This is a genomic window from Anoxybacillus sp. FSL W8-0104 (genome assembly GCF_038004465.1).
GTDB lineage: Bacteria > Bacillota > Bacilli > Bacillales > Anoxybacillaceae > Anoxybacillus > Anoxybacillus flavithermus_G.
The window spans coordinates 152,501-167,933 of the sequence record NZ_JBBOQU010000001.1 but is presented as its reverse complement, the minus strand read 5'-3'; the positions used below and the strand labels follow the sequence as shown (position 1 = coordinate 167,933).

Below are 15,433 nucleotides of genomic sequence, written 5' to 3'. Positions count from 1 at the left end.
GGGAATTTTAGGAGCTGGCAAGCCTTTTTTTATGCCATGAAGCTCTGCACTTTTTTGTTGCAGAACTCTGTACTTTCATTTTGCACTAAACAACTAATTTCATATCATCTAGCCACAAGTGTTTTATTCACAACTTCTAATGCTTATTTCACCACTCGTAGTTAATAAAATTCATGGGAATGTTTTCTCCGTTTCATATATCAAAAGCCCCCCCTTCATTGATCACTATGATTATAAAAAACAACAACCTTATCGAGTGTCTAAATTCATTAGAGGGCTAATGAAAGGATGGTGAAATTTATCCCTGTTCGATCATTCTTGCGAATGCCTCATCAGGGTTAATTGTGTTAAATAATTTTAACCAGTCTTGAAAATCGCCTTCATAAAGGACCTTACCTTTGTGTAGAAAAATTAAATGCGAGTCAATATAAGATAAGTCTTGAAGTTGATGTGTAGAGATTATGCAGATACGCTGATTTTCAATTAATTTCTTAAATTTATTCATAATTTTTAATCTTGATGAAGGGTCAACACCACTTGTCGGTTCATCAAAGATATATAATTTTCTCTCAATACTACTGAGAAGGGTTATGAAAAGCCACTTTCTTTCACCAACAGACATCTTACCAATTTTCATAGACCACAGGTGTGCCATTAATTCTCTTTCCCTACTATCCAAAAAGTCCAAGTAGTCATCAATTTGGTTACTTCCTTTTTTTCCAGATAATCTAGCTACAAACTTTGCAAAGTCTTTTCCTTTAATTTCGGGTGAGAAAAATATATTTTGAGTTAGATAAAGCATTTCCTTTTTATCAGGTAGTGATATTTCGCCTGTTTCCGGAGTTAAGTTCCCAGTTAAACAATCAAATAAAGTTGTTTTTCCAGCACCATTAAGTCCAACGATAACATTAAGCTTTTTAGTATTTAACGTGAAAGTAACACCATTCAACACATAATCTTTTGCTTTTTTATACTTATATTTCAAGTTAAAAACATGCAATTAATTTTCCCCCTAACGAGATGTTAACGATAAAAGATTAAATCGTTTAATAATAAAAAGTCCAACTACAAGGTATAGAAGAATCGATAAAAGTAACAGATAAAAATTATACGTATAATCTATGCCCATTAGCAGATTAATGACTATTTCCGTAATTTCATGAATGATATAATACGGATTTACATAGTTTAATAGATTACTACTTCTGCTATTTAATGAGAGAAAAAAAAGAGGATAAACTAATATATTCATAATTGTAGATAAATTATTAAACTTAATTGGAATAGCGGCGATTGAGACACTTGCAATAGCTAACGGGAAACTCACCAGTAATACTATTGATGATGTATAAAATTTTGTGTAAAGCATTTTGCTAGACCAAAAGAAAAAAGGTAGGGTATTCTCTGATTGAACCCAAATATTCCAGAGAAAGGAGAACCCTACCTATGTCCAAAAGTATACCGAATGTCGACTGGGCAAATCAACTGGAAAGTGTCATTCGTCAGTTTGTAAAGGAAAAATTAGAACTGATCATGCGGGAAGAAATCAAACATTTCCTCGAAATCGAACAGGCCGGAACATCGAATATGAGAAACGGCTACTATCAACGAAATCTAGATACGCAATATGGCCGAATTGAAGGCCTTTTGGTCCCAAGAGATCGAAATGGGGAATTTCAAACGCAGCTGTTTGCCCCTTACCAACGTCATACTGGTTGGCTCGAGGAAGCCGTCATCAAAATGTATCAAAGTGGCATGAGTACGAGGGAAATTGGCAAGTTTATCGAACGAATTTTAGGAAATGCCTATTCTCCAACGACAATCAGTCGTATTACCGATGTAGTGAAGGAAGACATCGAGAAATGGCACAATCGTCCTCTACATCAGCGTTATTCGGCTTTATATTTGGATGGTTTATACGTAAAACTTCGTCGCGAAACCGTGGAGAAAGAAGTCATTTATGTGGTGTTAGGGGTGAACGAAGAAGGATATCGCGAAATTCTTGATTTCTTTGTGGGAGGACAAGAAAGCGCCTATGTATGGCAGGAAATCCTTCAACACCTCTATCAAAGAGGCGTCAAGGAAGTGCTTCTGGGCGTATTCGATGGACTACCGGGGTTGGAGGAAGCCTTTAAGGCGGTTTATCCGAAAGCCGATGTGCAGCGTTGTGTCGTTCACAAAGTCCGTAACACCCTCAGCCGTGTTCGAAAAAAAGATCAATTTGAAGTGGCAGAGGATCTCAAACTGATTTATCGCGCGCCGAATAAGGAGATGGCGTTACAAATGTTTCAACAGTTTGAGTCGAAATGGTCAAGCAAGTATCCGAGAGAAGTTCAATCTTGGGCCAATGAGTTGGATGTTCTCCTTACATTTATGGATTATCCAAGCAGTATTCGAAGTGTGATTTATACGACCAATGCCATCGAACGAACGATCAAGGAAATTCGGAAACGCCTAAAACCGATGAACAGTTTGAATAGTTTAGAAGCCGCTGAAAAAATCGTGTATTTGACCATTCAAGATTTTAATGAGAAATGGGCAGGGCGAAAGTTGCGAGGATTTGCCGAAGCGCATGAAGCCCTTCAACGAATGTTTGAAGAACGTTACAATTAACCAAATATTGTAAATAAACAAAATAAGGGGATTCTCCCTTTCCACACAAGAGACTGAATATTCAGTCTCTTGTGTGGAGGAAACCAGTCTCCCCTCTATTCTAAATCTATTTCAGAGATACCCTATCTATTTTACATTACACAAAATTCTTGACGGTACCGAAACGACCTCTTGTTTCCGTATTTGAGCTAATAACATTTCCTTCATCATTAATTTGCCCTGTATATCTTAAATAATCTTGTAAACCCTCTCTATAATTGTCAGGATAAATAAAATCGTTCGCTGTATTATAAGGAGGATCAATATATATCATTTTTATTTTCCCATAGTAGCTTTTCTGTAACAATTTCAACACTTCCAAATTATCGCCATCAATAAAAAGATTTCCTGTTGAATCGAAATTAACTGATTCTTCAACAGAAGGGATTAAGGTTCCAATACTAGGTGTTTGGATAGCTTTTATCGCATTACTTTTTCCTGCCCAGGTAAATTCATATTTTTCTTTTAACGTTGTATTTTCTATGCCGAGGAACTGCTTTAACTTTTCAATGTCAACCTCCCCTTCTTTTACCACTTCAGGGAAGATTCTTCCCAATTCATTAATTCTGTTTTGTATCACATTTTCTGAACTTAGCGATAACTTCTCATTCATTTAAATCACCCCACAACTTATTTTAATATAAAATCGCTCTTTGTTTCTAAAAAATAGAATTTAAATAACCTTTTATTCATTTAACCTTTATCCGCATGTTTCCTTCTATTCGAAATAAAAAATGCTGGTGACTAACGCCAGCATTTTGTTTATATACGACTTTATTTTTCACGGACAGCTGGATTCACCAACAGGCTTTCAGTTCCCGACTTTTTTGTTCGGTACCCAACTTTTTTGTCCGGTTCCCGACTTTTTTGTCATTCAACACCATGACGTGTGTTTTTTAAGCTTTATTCCACCGTTACAGACTTCGCTAAGTTGCGTGGTTTGTCGACATCGCAACCGCGATGTAGTGCCGCATAGTAAGCAATGAGCTGCAATGGCACGACAGACGCAAGCGGTGTGAGCATCGGATGAACGGCTGGAATGACGAAACGGTCGTCCTCCATGTCTAATCCTTTCATCGAGATGATGCACGGATTTGCACCGCGCGCGACAACTTCTTTTACGTTTCCGCGAATGCTTAAGTTCACATGTTCTTGTGTCGCTAGGGCAATGACTGGTGTGCCGTTTTCAATTAAAGCGATCGTACCGTGCTTCAATTCCCCGCCCGCAAAACCTTCTGCCTGAATATAAGAAATTTCTTTCAGCTTTAGCGCGCCTTCTAATACAACATAATAGTCGACCGCGCGACCGATAAAGAAGCAGTTGCGTGTTGTCGCTAAATATTCGCGTGCGATGTTTTCTATTTCATGTTTTGCGTCGCAAAGTGTCTCCATCGCATTCGCTACAATGCCAAGTTCTTTTGTTACGTCAACATTCAATTCGATGCCTTTTGCTTTTGCAGCCACCGCAGCCAGCATCGCAAGTACTGCAATTTGTGCTGTATATGCCTTCGTTGATGCAACAGCGATTTCTGGCCCAGCATGAAGAAGAAGCGTATAATCTGCTTCGCGCGATAATGTCGAACCTGGCACGTTCGTAATCGTTAATGATTTATGACCAAGCTCTTTCGTGCGCACGAGCACCGCGCGGCTATCTGCCGTCTCCCCGCTTTGTGAAATATAAATAAAGAGCGGTTTTTCCGATAAAAGCGGCATATTGTATGAAAATTCGCTTGCAATGTGCACTTCAACAGGGATTTTCGCCCAGTTTTCGATCAATTGTTTGCCGACTAAACCAGCATGATAGCTCGTGCCGCATGCGACGATATATAAGCGATCCGCTTCATTAATCGCTTGCACAATGTCTTCATCAATCGCTAGTTCACCTTGTTCGTTGCGATATTTTTCAATTAAACGGCGAATGACAAGCGGCTGTTCGTCAATTTCTTTCAACATGTAGTAAGGATACGTTCCTTTTTCAATGTCGCTTGCATCTAATTCCGCTACATATGGCGCGCGTTCCACTACTTCACCATTTAACTTTTTAATTGTCACATGTTCTTTTGTCACAATGACGATTTCTTTATCCATTAACTCGACGTATCGGTTTGTTACTTGCAACATCGCGAGCGCATCGCTTGCGACGACGTTAAATCCTTCACCTAATCCAGCCAAAAGCGGGCTTTTGTTTTTCGCCGCGTAAATGATGCCATCATTTTCTGCATCAATTAAAGCGATCGCATACGAGCCTTTCAATAACGAAAGCGTCTTACGGAACGCTTCTTCCACCGACAATCCGTCATTTACAAACGTTTCGATTAACTGAACAATAACTTCTGTATCTGTGTCACTTTTAAACGTCACATGTGCTAAATAATCGCGTTTTAACAATTCGTAGTTTTCGATCACGCCGTTATGCACAAGCGTGAAGCGGCCAGATGCACTTTGATGTGGATGAGCATTCACGCGGTTTGGCACGCCATGTGTCGCCCAACGCGTATGACCGATGCCAAGCGGTGCATCTACATCTTCTGCAACGGCGGCACGCAAATCGGCAATCCGTCCTTTTTCCTTAAATACATGTATACCTTTTTCATTTAATAACGCAATCCCTGCCGAGTCATAGCCACGGTATTCTAATTTTTCTAATCCGTACAATAAAATTTCTTTTGATGGTTGTTCACCAATATAACCAACGATTCCGCACATAAAAAAATCCTCCCTAATGTTAGGGGCAAGAAGGGGCTCTTGCCCCTTAAATAATTGACTTGCTTGCGATGAACGCTCTTTCCTTTGTGCAAAGAGTCGCCTCTTTGTTTTAAGAAAGAACTTGCGGCTGTCATCGCATCAGCCGGGAGGCATCCGCCGAACACTCGATAAACCTCCTCCTCGTCAACTAAGCTTTTTTCCGTCCAAGCTTAGTCCAGGCGCTTTTATACGATCGTTTCCGTCTATCCTCCTTTCATGTAAGATGTCAAACAACAATAGTTTACAACAACAAAGAGGCAACCGTCAATGTGTATCGCTTACCCCTGTATAAACAAAATATGCATAAATGGAATAAACCGTTCCATTTATGCATATTGTCTACCGAAACCATTATTGTGCGCCAAAACGCTCACGAATAACGGACGCAATGCGCTCGACGTATTGATCGCAAAGTTCATTTGTCGGCGCCTCTGCCATCACACGAACGAGCGGCTCCGTCCCTGATGGGCGAACGAGAATGCGGCCGTTTCCAGCCATCTCTTCTTCCACTTCGCGAATGACACGTTGCACTTCTTCGTTTGCGATTGCTTCCTGTTTATCTGTCACTTTTACATTCACTAATTTTTGTGGATATTTTTTCATTTCCCCCGCTAGCTCAGAAAGCGGTTTTTTCGTCGCTTTCATAATATTGACAAGCTGTAACGCTGTCAACAGGCCATCGCCTGTCGTGTTGTAATCAAGGAAAATAATATGCCCAGATTGTTCTCCACCTAAATTGTAACCGTTCTTTTTCATTTCTTCGACGACATAACGGTCCCCTACAGCTGTTTGCACACTTTTTATTCCTTGCGCCTCGAGCGCTTTATAAAAACCGAGGTTGCTCATCACTGTCGAGACGACCGTTTGATGTTTTAAGCGCCCTTGTTCATTTAAATATTTCGCGCAAATGTACATAATTTGATCCCCATCAACGATTTGGCCATTTTCATCAACTGCAATTAATCGGTCGCCATCTCCATCAAACGCTAAGCCAACATCGGCTCCCTTTTCCTTCACAAACGCTGCTAGCGCCTCTGGATGAGTAGAGCCAACCCCTTCGTTAATGTTTAATCCATTCGGCGATGCCCCCATCGTAGACACATCAGCATCCAAATCGGCAAATAAATGCGTCGCCAACGACGATGTCGCACCGTGGGCACAATCAAGGGCAACGTGAATTCCTGAGAAATCTTCATCCACTGTCTGTTTTAAGTATTGTAAATACTTTTGTCCACCTTCAAAATAGTCATTTACTTGTCCTAAATCTTTTCCTGTTGGACGAGGTAATGTATCTTCTTCGCTATCAAGAAGCGCTTCAATTTCCTGTTCTTGTTCGTCGGACAGTTTAAAACCATCCGGTCCGAAAAATTTAATGCCGTTGTCTTGGACAGGATTATGCGAGGCGGAGATCATCACTCCCGCCTGCGCCCCTAGCACTTTCGTTAAATATGCTACACCCGGCGTTGAAATGACACCTAGACGCATCACTTCTGCCCCGATGGAGAGCAATCCAGCAACAAGCGCTCCTTCGAGCATATGACCAGAAATGCGTGTATCGCGTCCGATTAATACTTTCGGACGTTCTTTATCTTTCGTTAATACATATCCACCAAAACGACCAATTTTAAAAGCTAATTCTGGCGTTAATTCGCTATTGGCAATCCCTCGAACACCGTCTGTTCCGAAATACTTACCCATGCTATCGCTCCTTCTATTATTACTCGTTTCTTGTAATGCGAATCGTTGCTTCTTTTTGTGGTAGTCTCCAGCGAACGTTTTGAGGACCATTGACTTCAATTGGTACGTCATGTTCTCCAATACCTAATTCACTAACGTTTAAGTATACCTCAATATCTTTCAACTGAATAGCATTCAGTACACTTTGAGCTCCTAAAGCAGTTAGCGCAATATTTCCATCGGCAGGATCGATAAATTCTGCCTTGTATGCATCGTTTAGTCCAATCACTTCAATTGGAACTTGACCAAACGTTCTCTCTTTTTCTTGCTCCACTTCAATTAAAATTGTAACTTTTGCTGGATCTACAGCTTTTACTCCTTTTGGTACAGGCACATCAACTTGTAAAGTTGTATTGCCTGTAATATCGCTTAAATCGACTTCAATGCCGCTAATAAATTCGATGTCGTCAATTTTTGCTTTTTGTCCAAAAATTGTAACTTCGCTCGGAATCACTTCCATTTTACTAATGCTTAATCCTTCCCGTAGCGTTCCTTTTCGATCAATTTTTAATGGAACTGTTTTGCTTGGACTTTTAATTGGCACAGTAATATCAACAATAGACGGTTCCACATCAAGAGGCAACACATTTCCTTCTTTGTCATACACCGTCACTTTCGACTCTCGCTCAATCGTTTCTTCGACTCCTTTTAAGTCAACACGTGCCTTTACTAACGCAACTTTGTCAATTAGCGTTTTTGCCCCTGTCACTTTCACAATATTTGGCTTCACAATTGGTTGTTCCGGTGAATAACCGTCTGCAATTTGTGATTTATTAATAAAATCGACTTCCACAGAAAAATCTTTTGACACACGCTCATCAATCGTCACAGTAATTGTCGCTGGATCAATAGTAACGCGTAACTTTTCAGAAATATTTCGGTATTTCAAAGGAACTGTATGCTTACCAATTGGCAGTTTAGATAAATCAACATATACTTCAAAATCTCGTTGCAGCTTCGTTGGCGTAACGATGCTTTTCGGCCCCTCAAGCATGACGTTCACCGATTGTGGGATACCAGAAACAACAAGGTTTTCTTGATCGTAATATGCGACGACGGGAACGTCCGTCACTGTTTCGACATCGGTTTGACCGACCGTATTTCTTGACGTGCTGTTTGATTGTGTTTCAATATTCACCGAAACGTAAATCATAAGCGCTAGCAACAAAGAAAAAATGCGTATAAACCATGGGCTATTCATCCATTTATCCACTTTTTTTCGCCCTCCACTGCCAACGAGATGAAGAAGTTGTCTTCGGTTGAACGAGCTCTTTCGTCAGCAATTCTCGCAATACATCTAACTTTAAGTCGCGGTAAAGCTCCCCATTTTTCGTGACAGAAACCGCTCCCGTTTCCTCAGACACAACGACGGTAATGCTGTCTGTCACTTCACTAATACCTAACGCAGCGCGATGCCTTGTGCCAAGTTCTTTAGAAATAAACGGGCTTTCCGACAGCGGCAAATAACAAGATGCCGCAGCGATTTGATTTCTTTGAACAATAACAGCTCCATCGTGAAGTGGCGTATTTGGAATAAAAATGTTAATGAGCAATTCTGATGAAACGTGTGCGTGTAATGGGATGCCGGTTTCAATATAATCGCCCATTCCTGTTTCTCGTTCAATAGAAATTAACGCCCCGATTCGTCGTTTTGCCATATACTCTGTCGCTTTCACAATCGCTTCAATGATGTGCGTTTGCTCTTCCTCTTCAGGCGTCGTGCTCCGAGAAAACAGTTTTCCCCTCCCTAGCTGTTCAAGTGCTCGACGTAACTCAGGCTGGAAAATAATGATGATAGCTAAAAAACCCCATGTAATCGCCTGATCCATCAACCATTGCAATGTGCTTAATCCAATAAAGCTACTTACAATGCGAACAAGGATAATGACAATAATCCCTTTTAGCAGTTGCACCGCTTTCGTACCGCGTACAACCATAATAAGCTTATAAATGACAAACCAAACGACAAGAATGTCTACAAACTTAATGAGGTAATTCACAAATGTTGGGAGCTCTCCAAATGGCATTCTTACACTTCCTTCACTCATTCTAATTGCTCTCACATGTAAAAAAGCCATCAATATGGATGGCTATTTCGTTAATGTTTTGGCGATATTGTAACCGACTCTTTTTACATTATACCAAATCCAATCAAATACTTCATTAACTTCTTCAATTTGTCCGGTTACTTCACCAGCAGAAGCTAAATATTTATGACCGTTAATAACAGTAACGTTGCCACGCACTTCTCCTTCAATTTGAATATCACCATTTCGGACAACAATATCACCTTCCACGACTTTTCCTCTCGGCACAATGATAGTATGATTTTGAACAATTAAATGTTCTTGCTTAGAAAACGAAAATTCATTGTCTTCTTGCCAAACGGCCCACAAGCCACTTGTGCTTAATAGGAGAAATAGTGATGCAGCCGTTAAAAACGGATGATGAGTAAACCACCGTTTCCAACGTACACGTCGTTTTTCACGAGGTAAGTTGTACATCACTTTTTTGATAAAATCGTCTGAAGGGGTGAAGTGAGAAACGTTTTCGACAAACGCCACTGTTTTTTCCAATGCATAAAAATGTTCGCGACATGCTTCACATTGTTGAATATGGCTACGCAATTGTCGTTCTTCCTCTTTTGGAATATCCCCATCTAAGTAGTCATGCATCCATTGAACAATTTGTTTAGAGCATGGCATCTGTCTCACTCCTTTTATCATAAATGGCCTAAATGTTTACGCAATGCTTCACGACCACGATGAATGCGCGTTTTTACTGTGCCAATCGGTAAGTTTAAAATGTCACTAATTTCTTGTAACGATAGTTCGTCAATATATTTTAAAACGATGACTGTGCGATATTTTTCGGGCAATTTTAAAATCGCTTCTTGAACCATTTTCTGTAACTCTAAGCTTTCTAAAGCATCTTCCGGAGAAGTTCCCTTATCTGCAAGCTGAGAGTACATCGTTAGCCCATCTGTTCCTGACACTTCCGCATCTAAATAAACATCAGGCTTTTTTTTACGCATGCGATCGATCGATAAATTCGTTGCAATGCGATACAACCAAGAAGAAAATTTCATAGTTGGATCGTACGTATGGATGTTGACATACGCCCGAATAAACGCTTCTTGTGCCGCATCCTCCGCCTCATGACGATTTCCTAACATGCGATAGCATAGTTGATAAATTTTATCTTTGTACATTTCAACAATATCAGCAAAAGCACTTTGATCTCCTTTTTTAACTGCTTTAATACGTTGCCTAATAAACATGTCCATGTAATATTTACCTCCACATGGGGGCTACTATTTTATACGAATAACATAAAGCAAAGTTCCACAAATCGCAACGAATATGTTCATACTGTTTGAGTCAAGACTTTGTGGGAGATTTTTTTCTCGACCGATTTTTTTGGTTATATATGGTTTTATAAAATCGTTATATGTAAGCGCTTTTACTTACTCTCATCCTGTAGGTATGTGCGTTTTCTCTCGTTTTAAAAACCTTTCAATGCTTGCAATGCCTCGTAAATCGGTGTCCCTGAAGATTGGCGAAGGTATGGGATGTTATCTCGTACCACTTCTGTCATTTGCGTTTGCACGCGCTTCAGTGCCTTTTTCACGATCGTTTCTCGTTTCGTTTCTTCTCGTTCTTCCGCGCCATACATCACTCCATCGCGTGTCCGAATGAGTAACGTATCTTTTATCGCGACGATCGCTCGCAACATCGCTTCAATCCCTGCATCCCTCCAACTTCGACCGTTTTTACTTCGTTTCGCAAACACATGCATCGTTCCTTCCGCACTCCCCATCGCCCTCATGTTTGTCGTGTCAATCCCTTTTTCCTTCAACCATACGCGATAGTCACGCAAACATCCTGGCATCTCCTCGATTCGACGAACAAGCGCCTCGAGTTGCTTTTCCTTCTCCTCATGTTCTAACGTACCGATGGCACTTGTGAGTTCTCGTAACACACCTTCTTCATCCCATGATGCTAACTTCTTTCGAATCACCCGATATCTCGCATGACCTCGGAACAATTGACGAATCTCTCTTGCCACATGGAACCGATCAAGCTGAAAGTACCCCCTGTCCCCGAAATATTCTCGACACGCTGTAATCCATGGGGCTCCATCTCCATTGATGACCACCCAATCCTCAAACGGATCATAGCTGTATTCCTTCATCAGAAAATTCTCTACAGCTTCCCAAATCGGTTCATTCGTTTGATGAACCATATACCGTCGATTCACTAAGGATACGCGTTTCCCGTTTTTCTCCCATCCTTGGTGAATCGTGATGATCTTTTCTTCTTTTCCTTTGATGCGGCTTCGTTGACGTTTCACGTACAACCCGTCTGCTTCGATAAAAAACACGCGCCCTTTTTTCTCCATCGCACGGTGCCCTTCCACCTCTGCCTCGATGATGGACTGGCGAATCGTTTCGTGACTCATACATGCATACCCCACCAGCTTTTCAAGCGACTGCGCAGCCTGTCGATACGAAGAACCCGTCACGGCGAGATGAATCGCTGTCTCCTCTAATAGCGGACTCACTCCATGCGCCCCATCGAACTGGAGAAAGACATCGAGTAAAGACGTATACACCTTTTTTTCACGGTCAAAGTAGTAGTTTCGCTTCACTTCCACCTCTCCAAATAGCGTTTGGAGTCGGATCGTCCGCTTATCTTTGAGCGCATATCGTTTCTTGTCCCGCTGTTCTGCCAATGTGCGGTCGATCTCCTCCAACACCTGTTGAAGGAGATGACCATATTGTTTTTGCATATGTCTAAATAAAGACTGTTCGATCTCTTTTAATGTCAAGCCGTTTGTGATATAATCCTGCATGGGCTCCACTCCTTTCTTTGGTTGTATTTTTTTTCGCACTTACTACCTTACCAGGAGGAGAGCCCGTTTTTCATCTATTTTGCTTACATATCTGACAGGTTCCTTATTATACCAAATCAGGAACCTGTCTTTTTTTCTCCCACAAACATTTTACTCATACGTTCATACTTTAAAAAAATGAAGAGGTGGCATGATGCCACCTCTCATACAAGCTTCTCACCGAACAGCGATCCCATTAAAGCGACAGCAGTTGCAGCTGTTTTATTGCGCTCATCTAAAATCGGATTCACTTCAACAAATTCAGCTGAAGTGATGATTTGCGCTTCAGCTAGCATTTCCATCGCTAAATGACTTTCACGGTAAGAGAGCCCACCGATCACCGGCGTTCCAACTCCAGGTGCATCATGTGGGTCAAGCCCATCTAAGTCAAGAGACAAATGTACACCGTCTGTTCGTTCTTTTAAATACGCAATCGTCTCTTCCATTACTTTTGTCATACCGAGACGATCAACCTCATGCATTGTATATATTTTGATTCCTTTTTCTTTAATTAATTGTTTTTCGCCTTCATCAAGTGCACGAGCACCGATGATCACAATATTTTCTGGTTTCACTTTTGGACTATATCCACCAATCATCGTTAAAGCTGGATGACCAAGTCCTAAACTTGCAGCAAGCGACATACCGTGAATATTTCCCGAGGGAGACGTTTCCTCCGTGTTTAAATCTCCGTGCGCATCGTACCAAATGACGCCTAAACTTTTATAATGTCTAGCCACTCCTGCAAGTGTCCCAATCGCAATGCTGTGATCCCCACCAAGCACTAGTGGGAAACGACCTTTGGCCACAACTTCATCCACCGTAGCGGCTAGTTTTTCATTCGCCTCAGCAACCGCTTTCAAGTTTCGTAATTTTGGATTTGTCACATCTTGAACGCGCTCAGCGCGACCAATTTGAATATCACCTAAATCCTCAATATCATGATTTAAGTTTTCTAAACGCTCTACTACGCCAGCGTAGCGAATGGCACTTGGCCCCATATCAACACCACGGCGTGTTTGTCCTAAGTCCATTGGCACTCCAATAATCGAAATGTCCATCTCGATCTCCTCCCCTTGTTGTATCTGATGTTTATTGTACATGAGGAGAAACAGTTGGCTCAACTCGACAACTTTTTGAATATTTATTCTATAACAAACAGAAAAAACCTTAGGTAATACCTAAGGTTTTAGTATGGAGCCTATCGGGATCGAACCGATGACCTCCTGCGTGCAAAGCAGGCGCTCTCCCAGCTGAGCTAAGGCCCCATGGAGCGGAAGACGGGACTCGAACCCGCGACCCCCACCTTGGCAAGGTGGTGTTCTACCACTGAACTACTTCCGCAAACAGTGAGCCATGGAGGACTCGAACCTCCGACCCTCTGATTAAAAGTCAGATGCTCTACCTACTGAGCTAATGGCTCATTATACAAATGGCTGGGCTAGCTGGATTCGAACCAGCGCATCACGGAGTCAAAGTCCGTTGCCTTACCGCTTGGCTATAGCCCATCGATATAACTTCATGAGTTAACTTCTCAGAATTTACTTCATGAATTAACACCGCAGGATTATTTTGAGAATTTCTGAAGGAAATTCGCGAAATAATCCGACATCGATATGACAAAAATGTATGTAATCATTGTGTGAAAACAAATGGTGGAGGGGGACGGATTCGAACCGCCGAACCCAAAGGGAGCGGATTTACAGTCCGCCGCGTTTAGCCACTTCGCTACCCCTCCGCAAATGGTGCCGGCTGCAGGACTTGAACCCGCAACCTACTGATTACAAGTCAGTTGCTCTACCAATTGAGCTAAGCCGGCAGTCATTTTCCCTAGACTACATTATGCTACCCAATTTCCTACACATTTATCAAAACGTATGGTGGAGGATGACGGGATCGAACCGCCGACCCCTTGCTTGTAAGGCAAGTGCTCTCCCAGCTGAGCTAATCCTCCGTAAAAGGGATGACCCGTACGGGATTCGAACCCGTGTTACCGCCGTGAAAGGGCGGTGTCTTAACCACTTGACCAACGGGCCAACATACGACACACAAGCTTCCAACCGGGCTTGAACCGGTGACCTCTTCCTTACCATGGAAGTGCTCTACCAACTGAGCTATGGAAGCACTGGCTCCGCAGGTAGGATTCGAACCTACGACCGCTCGGTTAACAGCCGAGTGCTCTACCACTGAGCTACTGCGGAATAATCGTAAAAGTGATTTATGCATTATCTTGCCCGGCAACGTCCTACTCTCGCAGGCGGTGTCCCGCCAACTACCATCGGCGCTGGAGAGCTTAACTTCCGTGTTCGGGATGGGAACGGGTGTGACCTCTCCGCCATCGTCACCGAGCAAACATGCTTTAGACAAATGTTATTATAAAGGAATATTTTTTGTTGTCAAGCATTTTTTATTCCTTCAAAACTAGATAACAGGTTTTGTGTAGTCGCCTACGCTTTTCTTGTGTGTTTAGTTAAGTCCTCGATCGATTAGTATCCGTCAGCTGCACGTGTCGCCACGCTTCCACCTCGGACCTATCTACCTTGTCATCTTCAAGGGATCTTACTCGCTTGACGCGATGGGAAATCTCATCTTGAGGGGGGCTTCACGCTTAGATGCTTTCAGCGCTTATCCCTTCCGCACATAGCTACCCAGCTGTGCTCCTGGCGGAACAACTGGTACACCAGCGGTGCGTCCATCCCGGTCCTCTCGTACTAAGGACAGCTCCTCTCAAATTTCCTACGCCCGCGACGGATAGGGACCGAACTGTCTCACGACGTTCTGAACCCAGCTCGCGTACCGCTTTAATGGGCGAACAGCCCAACCCTTGGGACCGACTACAGCCCCAGGATGCGATGAGCCGACATCGAGGTGCCAAACCTCCCCGTCGATGTGGACTCTTGGGGGAGATAAGCCTGTTATCCCCGGGGTAGCTTTTATCCGTTGAGCGATGGCCCTTCCATTCGGAACCACCGGATCACTAAGCCCGACTTTCGTCCCTGCTCGACTTGTAGGTCTCGCAGTCAAGCTCCCTTCTGCCTTTACACTCTTCGAATGATTTCCAACCATTCTGAGGGAACCTTTGGGCGCCTCCGTTACGCTTTGGGAGGCGACCGCCCCAGTCAAACTGCCCACCTGACACTGTCTCCCACCCCGATCAGGGGTGCGGGTTAGAATCTCAGTACGACAAGGGTGGTATCCCAACGGCGACTCCACCTAGACTGGCGTCCAGGCTTCTCAGTCTCCCACCTATGCTGTACATGTCGCACCAACATTCAATATCAGGCTGCAGTAAAGCTCCACGGGGTCTTTCCGTCCTGTCGCGGGTAACCTGCATCTTCACAGGTACTATGATTTCACCGGGTCTCTCGTTGAGACAGTGCCCAAGTCGTTACACCTTTCGTGCGGG

The 15,433-nt window shown here is 42.7% G+C and carries 11 protein-coding genes, 10 tRNA genes and 2 rRNA genes (1 of these 23 only partly in view); 1 reads left to right on the top strand and 22 read right to left on the bottom strand.

Annotation, left to right across the window (positions count from 1 at the left end; all coding sequences use genetic code 11):
• Window positions 1–298 precede the first annotated feature (298 nt).
• Window positions 299–1,000 (bottom strand): ATP-binding cassette domain-containing protein, encoded by a 702-nt coding sequence (locus NST18_RS00940; protein WP_004888727.1) that lies wholly within the window; start codon window positions 998–1,000, stop codon window positions 299–301.
• A 446-nt stretch (window positions 1,001–1,446) separates the two neighbouring features.
• Between NST18_RS00940 and NST18_RS00935 the strand changes: the two genes are divergently transcribed.
• Window positions 1,447–2,613, top strand: coding sequence for an IS256 family transposase (locus tag NST18_RS00935; protein ID WP_088223579.1), 1,167 nt, complete (start codon window positions 1,447–1,449; stop codon window positions 2,611–2,613).
• Window positions 2,614–2,749: 136 nt separating this feature from the next.
• On the opposite strand, the gene NST18_RS00930 is transcribed toward NST18_RS00935, so the two are convergent.
• The 21 genes from NST18_RS00930 to NST18_RS00830 form a co-directional block, all read right to left on the bottom strand.
• A complete protein-coding gene (locus NST18_RS00930) occupies window positions 2,750–3,265 on the bottom strand; it encodes a DNA methyltransferase (protein WP_128356963.1) in 516 nt (171 codons plus the stop codon).
• Between the two features lie 290 nt (window positions 3,266–3,555).
• Window positions 3,556–5,358 (bottom strand): glutamine--fructose-6-phosphate transaminase (isomerizing), encoded by a 1,803-nt coding sequence (glmS, locus tag NST18_RS00925; RefSeq protein WP_004888723.1) that lies wholly within the window; start codon window positions 5,356–5,358, stop codon window positions 3,556–3,558.
• 390 nt (window positions 5,359–5,748) lie between these two features.
• A complete protein-coding gene (gene glmM / locus NST18_RS00920) occupies window positions 5,749–7,095 on the bottom strand; it encodes a phosphoglucosamine mutase (RefSeq protein ID WP_064213864.1) in 1,347 nt (448 codons plus the stop codon).
• A 19-nt stretch (window positions 7,096–7,114) separates the two neighbouring features.
• On the bottom strand, window positions 7,115–8,347 hold the full coding sequence (locus tag NST18_RS00915) for a CdaR family protein (RefSeq protein WP_064213865.1): 1,233 nt from the start codon (window positions 8,345–8,347) through the stop codon (window positions 7,115–7,117).
• Entirely contained in the window at window positions 8,340–9,161 is an 822-nt protein-coding gene (cdaA, locus tag NST18_RS00910) for a diadenylate cyclase CdaA (RefSeq protein WP_004888720.1), read from the bottom strand. Before cdaA ends, NST18_RS00915 begins: the two co-directional genes overlap by 8 nt.
• 63 nt (window positions 9,162–9,224) lie before the next feature.
• A complete protein-coding gene (locus NST18_RS00905) occupies window positions 9,225–9,839 on the bottom strand; it encodes an anti-sigma factor family protein (protein ID WP_004888719.1) in 615 nt (204 codons plus the stop codon).
• Between the two features lie 17 nt (window positions 9,840–9,856).
• Window positions 9,857–10,420: an RNA polymerase sigma factor SigW gene (gene sigW, locus NST18_RS00900; RefSeq protein WP_004888718.1), complete on the bottom strand. Its 564-nt coding sequence runs from the start codon at window positions 10,418–10,420 to the stop codon at window positions 9,857–9,859.
• A 218-nt stretch (window positions 10,421–10,638) separates the two neighbouring features.
• Window positions 10,639–11,988 (bottom strand): ISLre2 family transposase, encoded by a 1,350-nt coding sequence (locus tag NST18_RS00895; protein ID WP_064214294.1) that lies wholly within the window; start codon window positions 11,986–11,988, stop codon window positions 10,639–10,641.
• Between the two features lie 203 nt (window positions 11,989–12,191).
• Window positions 12,192–13,088: an arginase gene (gene rocF / locus NST18_RS00890; protein ID WP_004888717.1), complete on the bottom strand. Its 897-nt coding sequence runs from the start codon at window positions 13,086–13,088 to the stop codon at window positions 12,192–12,194.
• Between the two features lie 134 nt (window positions 13,089–13,222).
• Window positions 13,223–13,295: transfer RNA gene (locus tag NST18_RS00885), tRNA-Ala, on the bottom strand.
• 1 nt (window position 13,296) lies between these two features.
• A tRNA-Gly gene (locus NST18_RS00880) sits at window positions 13,297–13,371 on the bottom strand.
• A gap of 6 nt (window positions 13,372–13,377) precedes the next feature.
• A tRNA-Lys gene (locus NST18_RS00875) sits at window positions 13,378–13,450 on the bottom strand.
• Window positions 13,451–13,460: 10 nt separating this feature from the next.
• Window positions 13,461–13,535: transfer RNA gene (locus NST18_RS00870), tRNA-Gln, on the bottom strand.
• 145 nt (window positions 13,536–13,680) lie between these two features.
• A tRNA-Tyr gene (locus NST18_RS00865) sits at window positions 13,681–13,765 on the bottom strand.
• Window positions 13,766–13,770: 5 nt separating this feature from the next.
• Window positions 13,771–13,846, bottom strand: a tRNA-Thr gene (locus tag NST18_RS00860).
• Between the two features lie 59 nt (window positions 13,847–13,905).
• Window positions 13,906–13,981, bottom strand: a tRNA-Val gene (locus NST18_RS00855).
• Window positions 13,982–13,991: 10 nt separating this feature from the next.
• Window positions 13,992–14,063, bottom strand: a tRNA-Glu gene (locus NST18_RS00850).
• Window positions 14,064–14,078: 15 nt separating this feature from the next.
• Window positions 14,079–14,151: transfer RNA gene (locus NST18_RS00845), tRNA-Thr, on the bottom strand.
• Between the two features lie 2 nt (window positions 14,152–14,153).
• Window positions 14,154–14,228, bottom strand: a tRNA-Asn gene (locus NST18_RS00840).
• A gap of 31 nt (window positions 14,229–14,259) precedes the next feature.
• A 5S ribosomal RNA gene (rrf, locus tag NST18_RS00835) occupies window positions 14,260–14,376 on the bottom strand.
• Window positions 14,377–14,493: 117 nt separating this feature from the next.
• Window positions 14,494–15,433: ribosomal RNA gene (locus NST18_RS00830) — 23S ribosomal RNA — on the bottom strand (it continues 1,986 nt past the right edge of the window).

Coding starts and splice junctions, on each gene's coding strand:
- rocF (WP_004888717.1), bottom strand. CDS start 13,088: ATGGACATTTCGATTATTGGAGTGCCAATGGACTTAGGACAAACACGC.
- NST18_RS00935 (WP_088223579.1), top strand. CDS start 1,447: ATGTCCAAAAGTATACCGAATGTCGACTGGGCAAATCAACTGGAAAGT.
- sigW (WP_004888718.1), bottom strand. CDS start 10,420: ATGGACATGTTTATTAGGCAACGTATTAAAGCAGTTAAAAAAGGAGAT.
- cdaA (WP_004888720.1), bottom strand. CDS start 9,161: ATGCCATTTGGAGAGCTCCCAACATTTGTGAATTACCTCATTAAGTTT.
- NST18_RS00930 (WP_128356963.1), bottom strand. CDS start 3,265: ATGAATGAGAAGTTATCGCTAAGTTCAGAAAATGTGATACAAAACAGA.
- glmS (WP_004888723.1), bottom strand. CDS start 5,358: ATGTGCGGAATCGTTGGTTATATTGGTGAACAACCATCAAAAGAAATT.
- NST18_RS00895 (WP_064214294.1), bottom strand. CDS start 11,988: ATGCAGGATTATATCACAAACGGCTTGACATTAAAAGAGATCGAACAG.
- glmM (WP_064213864.1), bottom strand. CDS start 7,095: ATGGGTAAGTATTTCGGAACAGACGGTGTTCGAGGGATTGCCAATAGC.
- NST18_RS00905 (WP_004888719.1), bottom strand. CDS start 9,839: ATGCCATGCTCTAAACAAATTGTTCAATGGATGCATGACTACTTAGAT.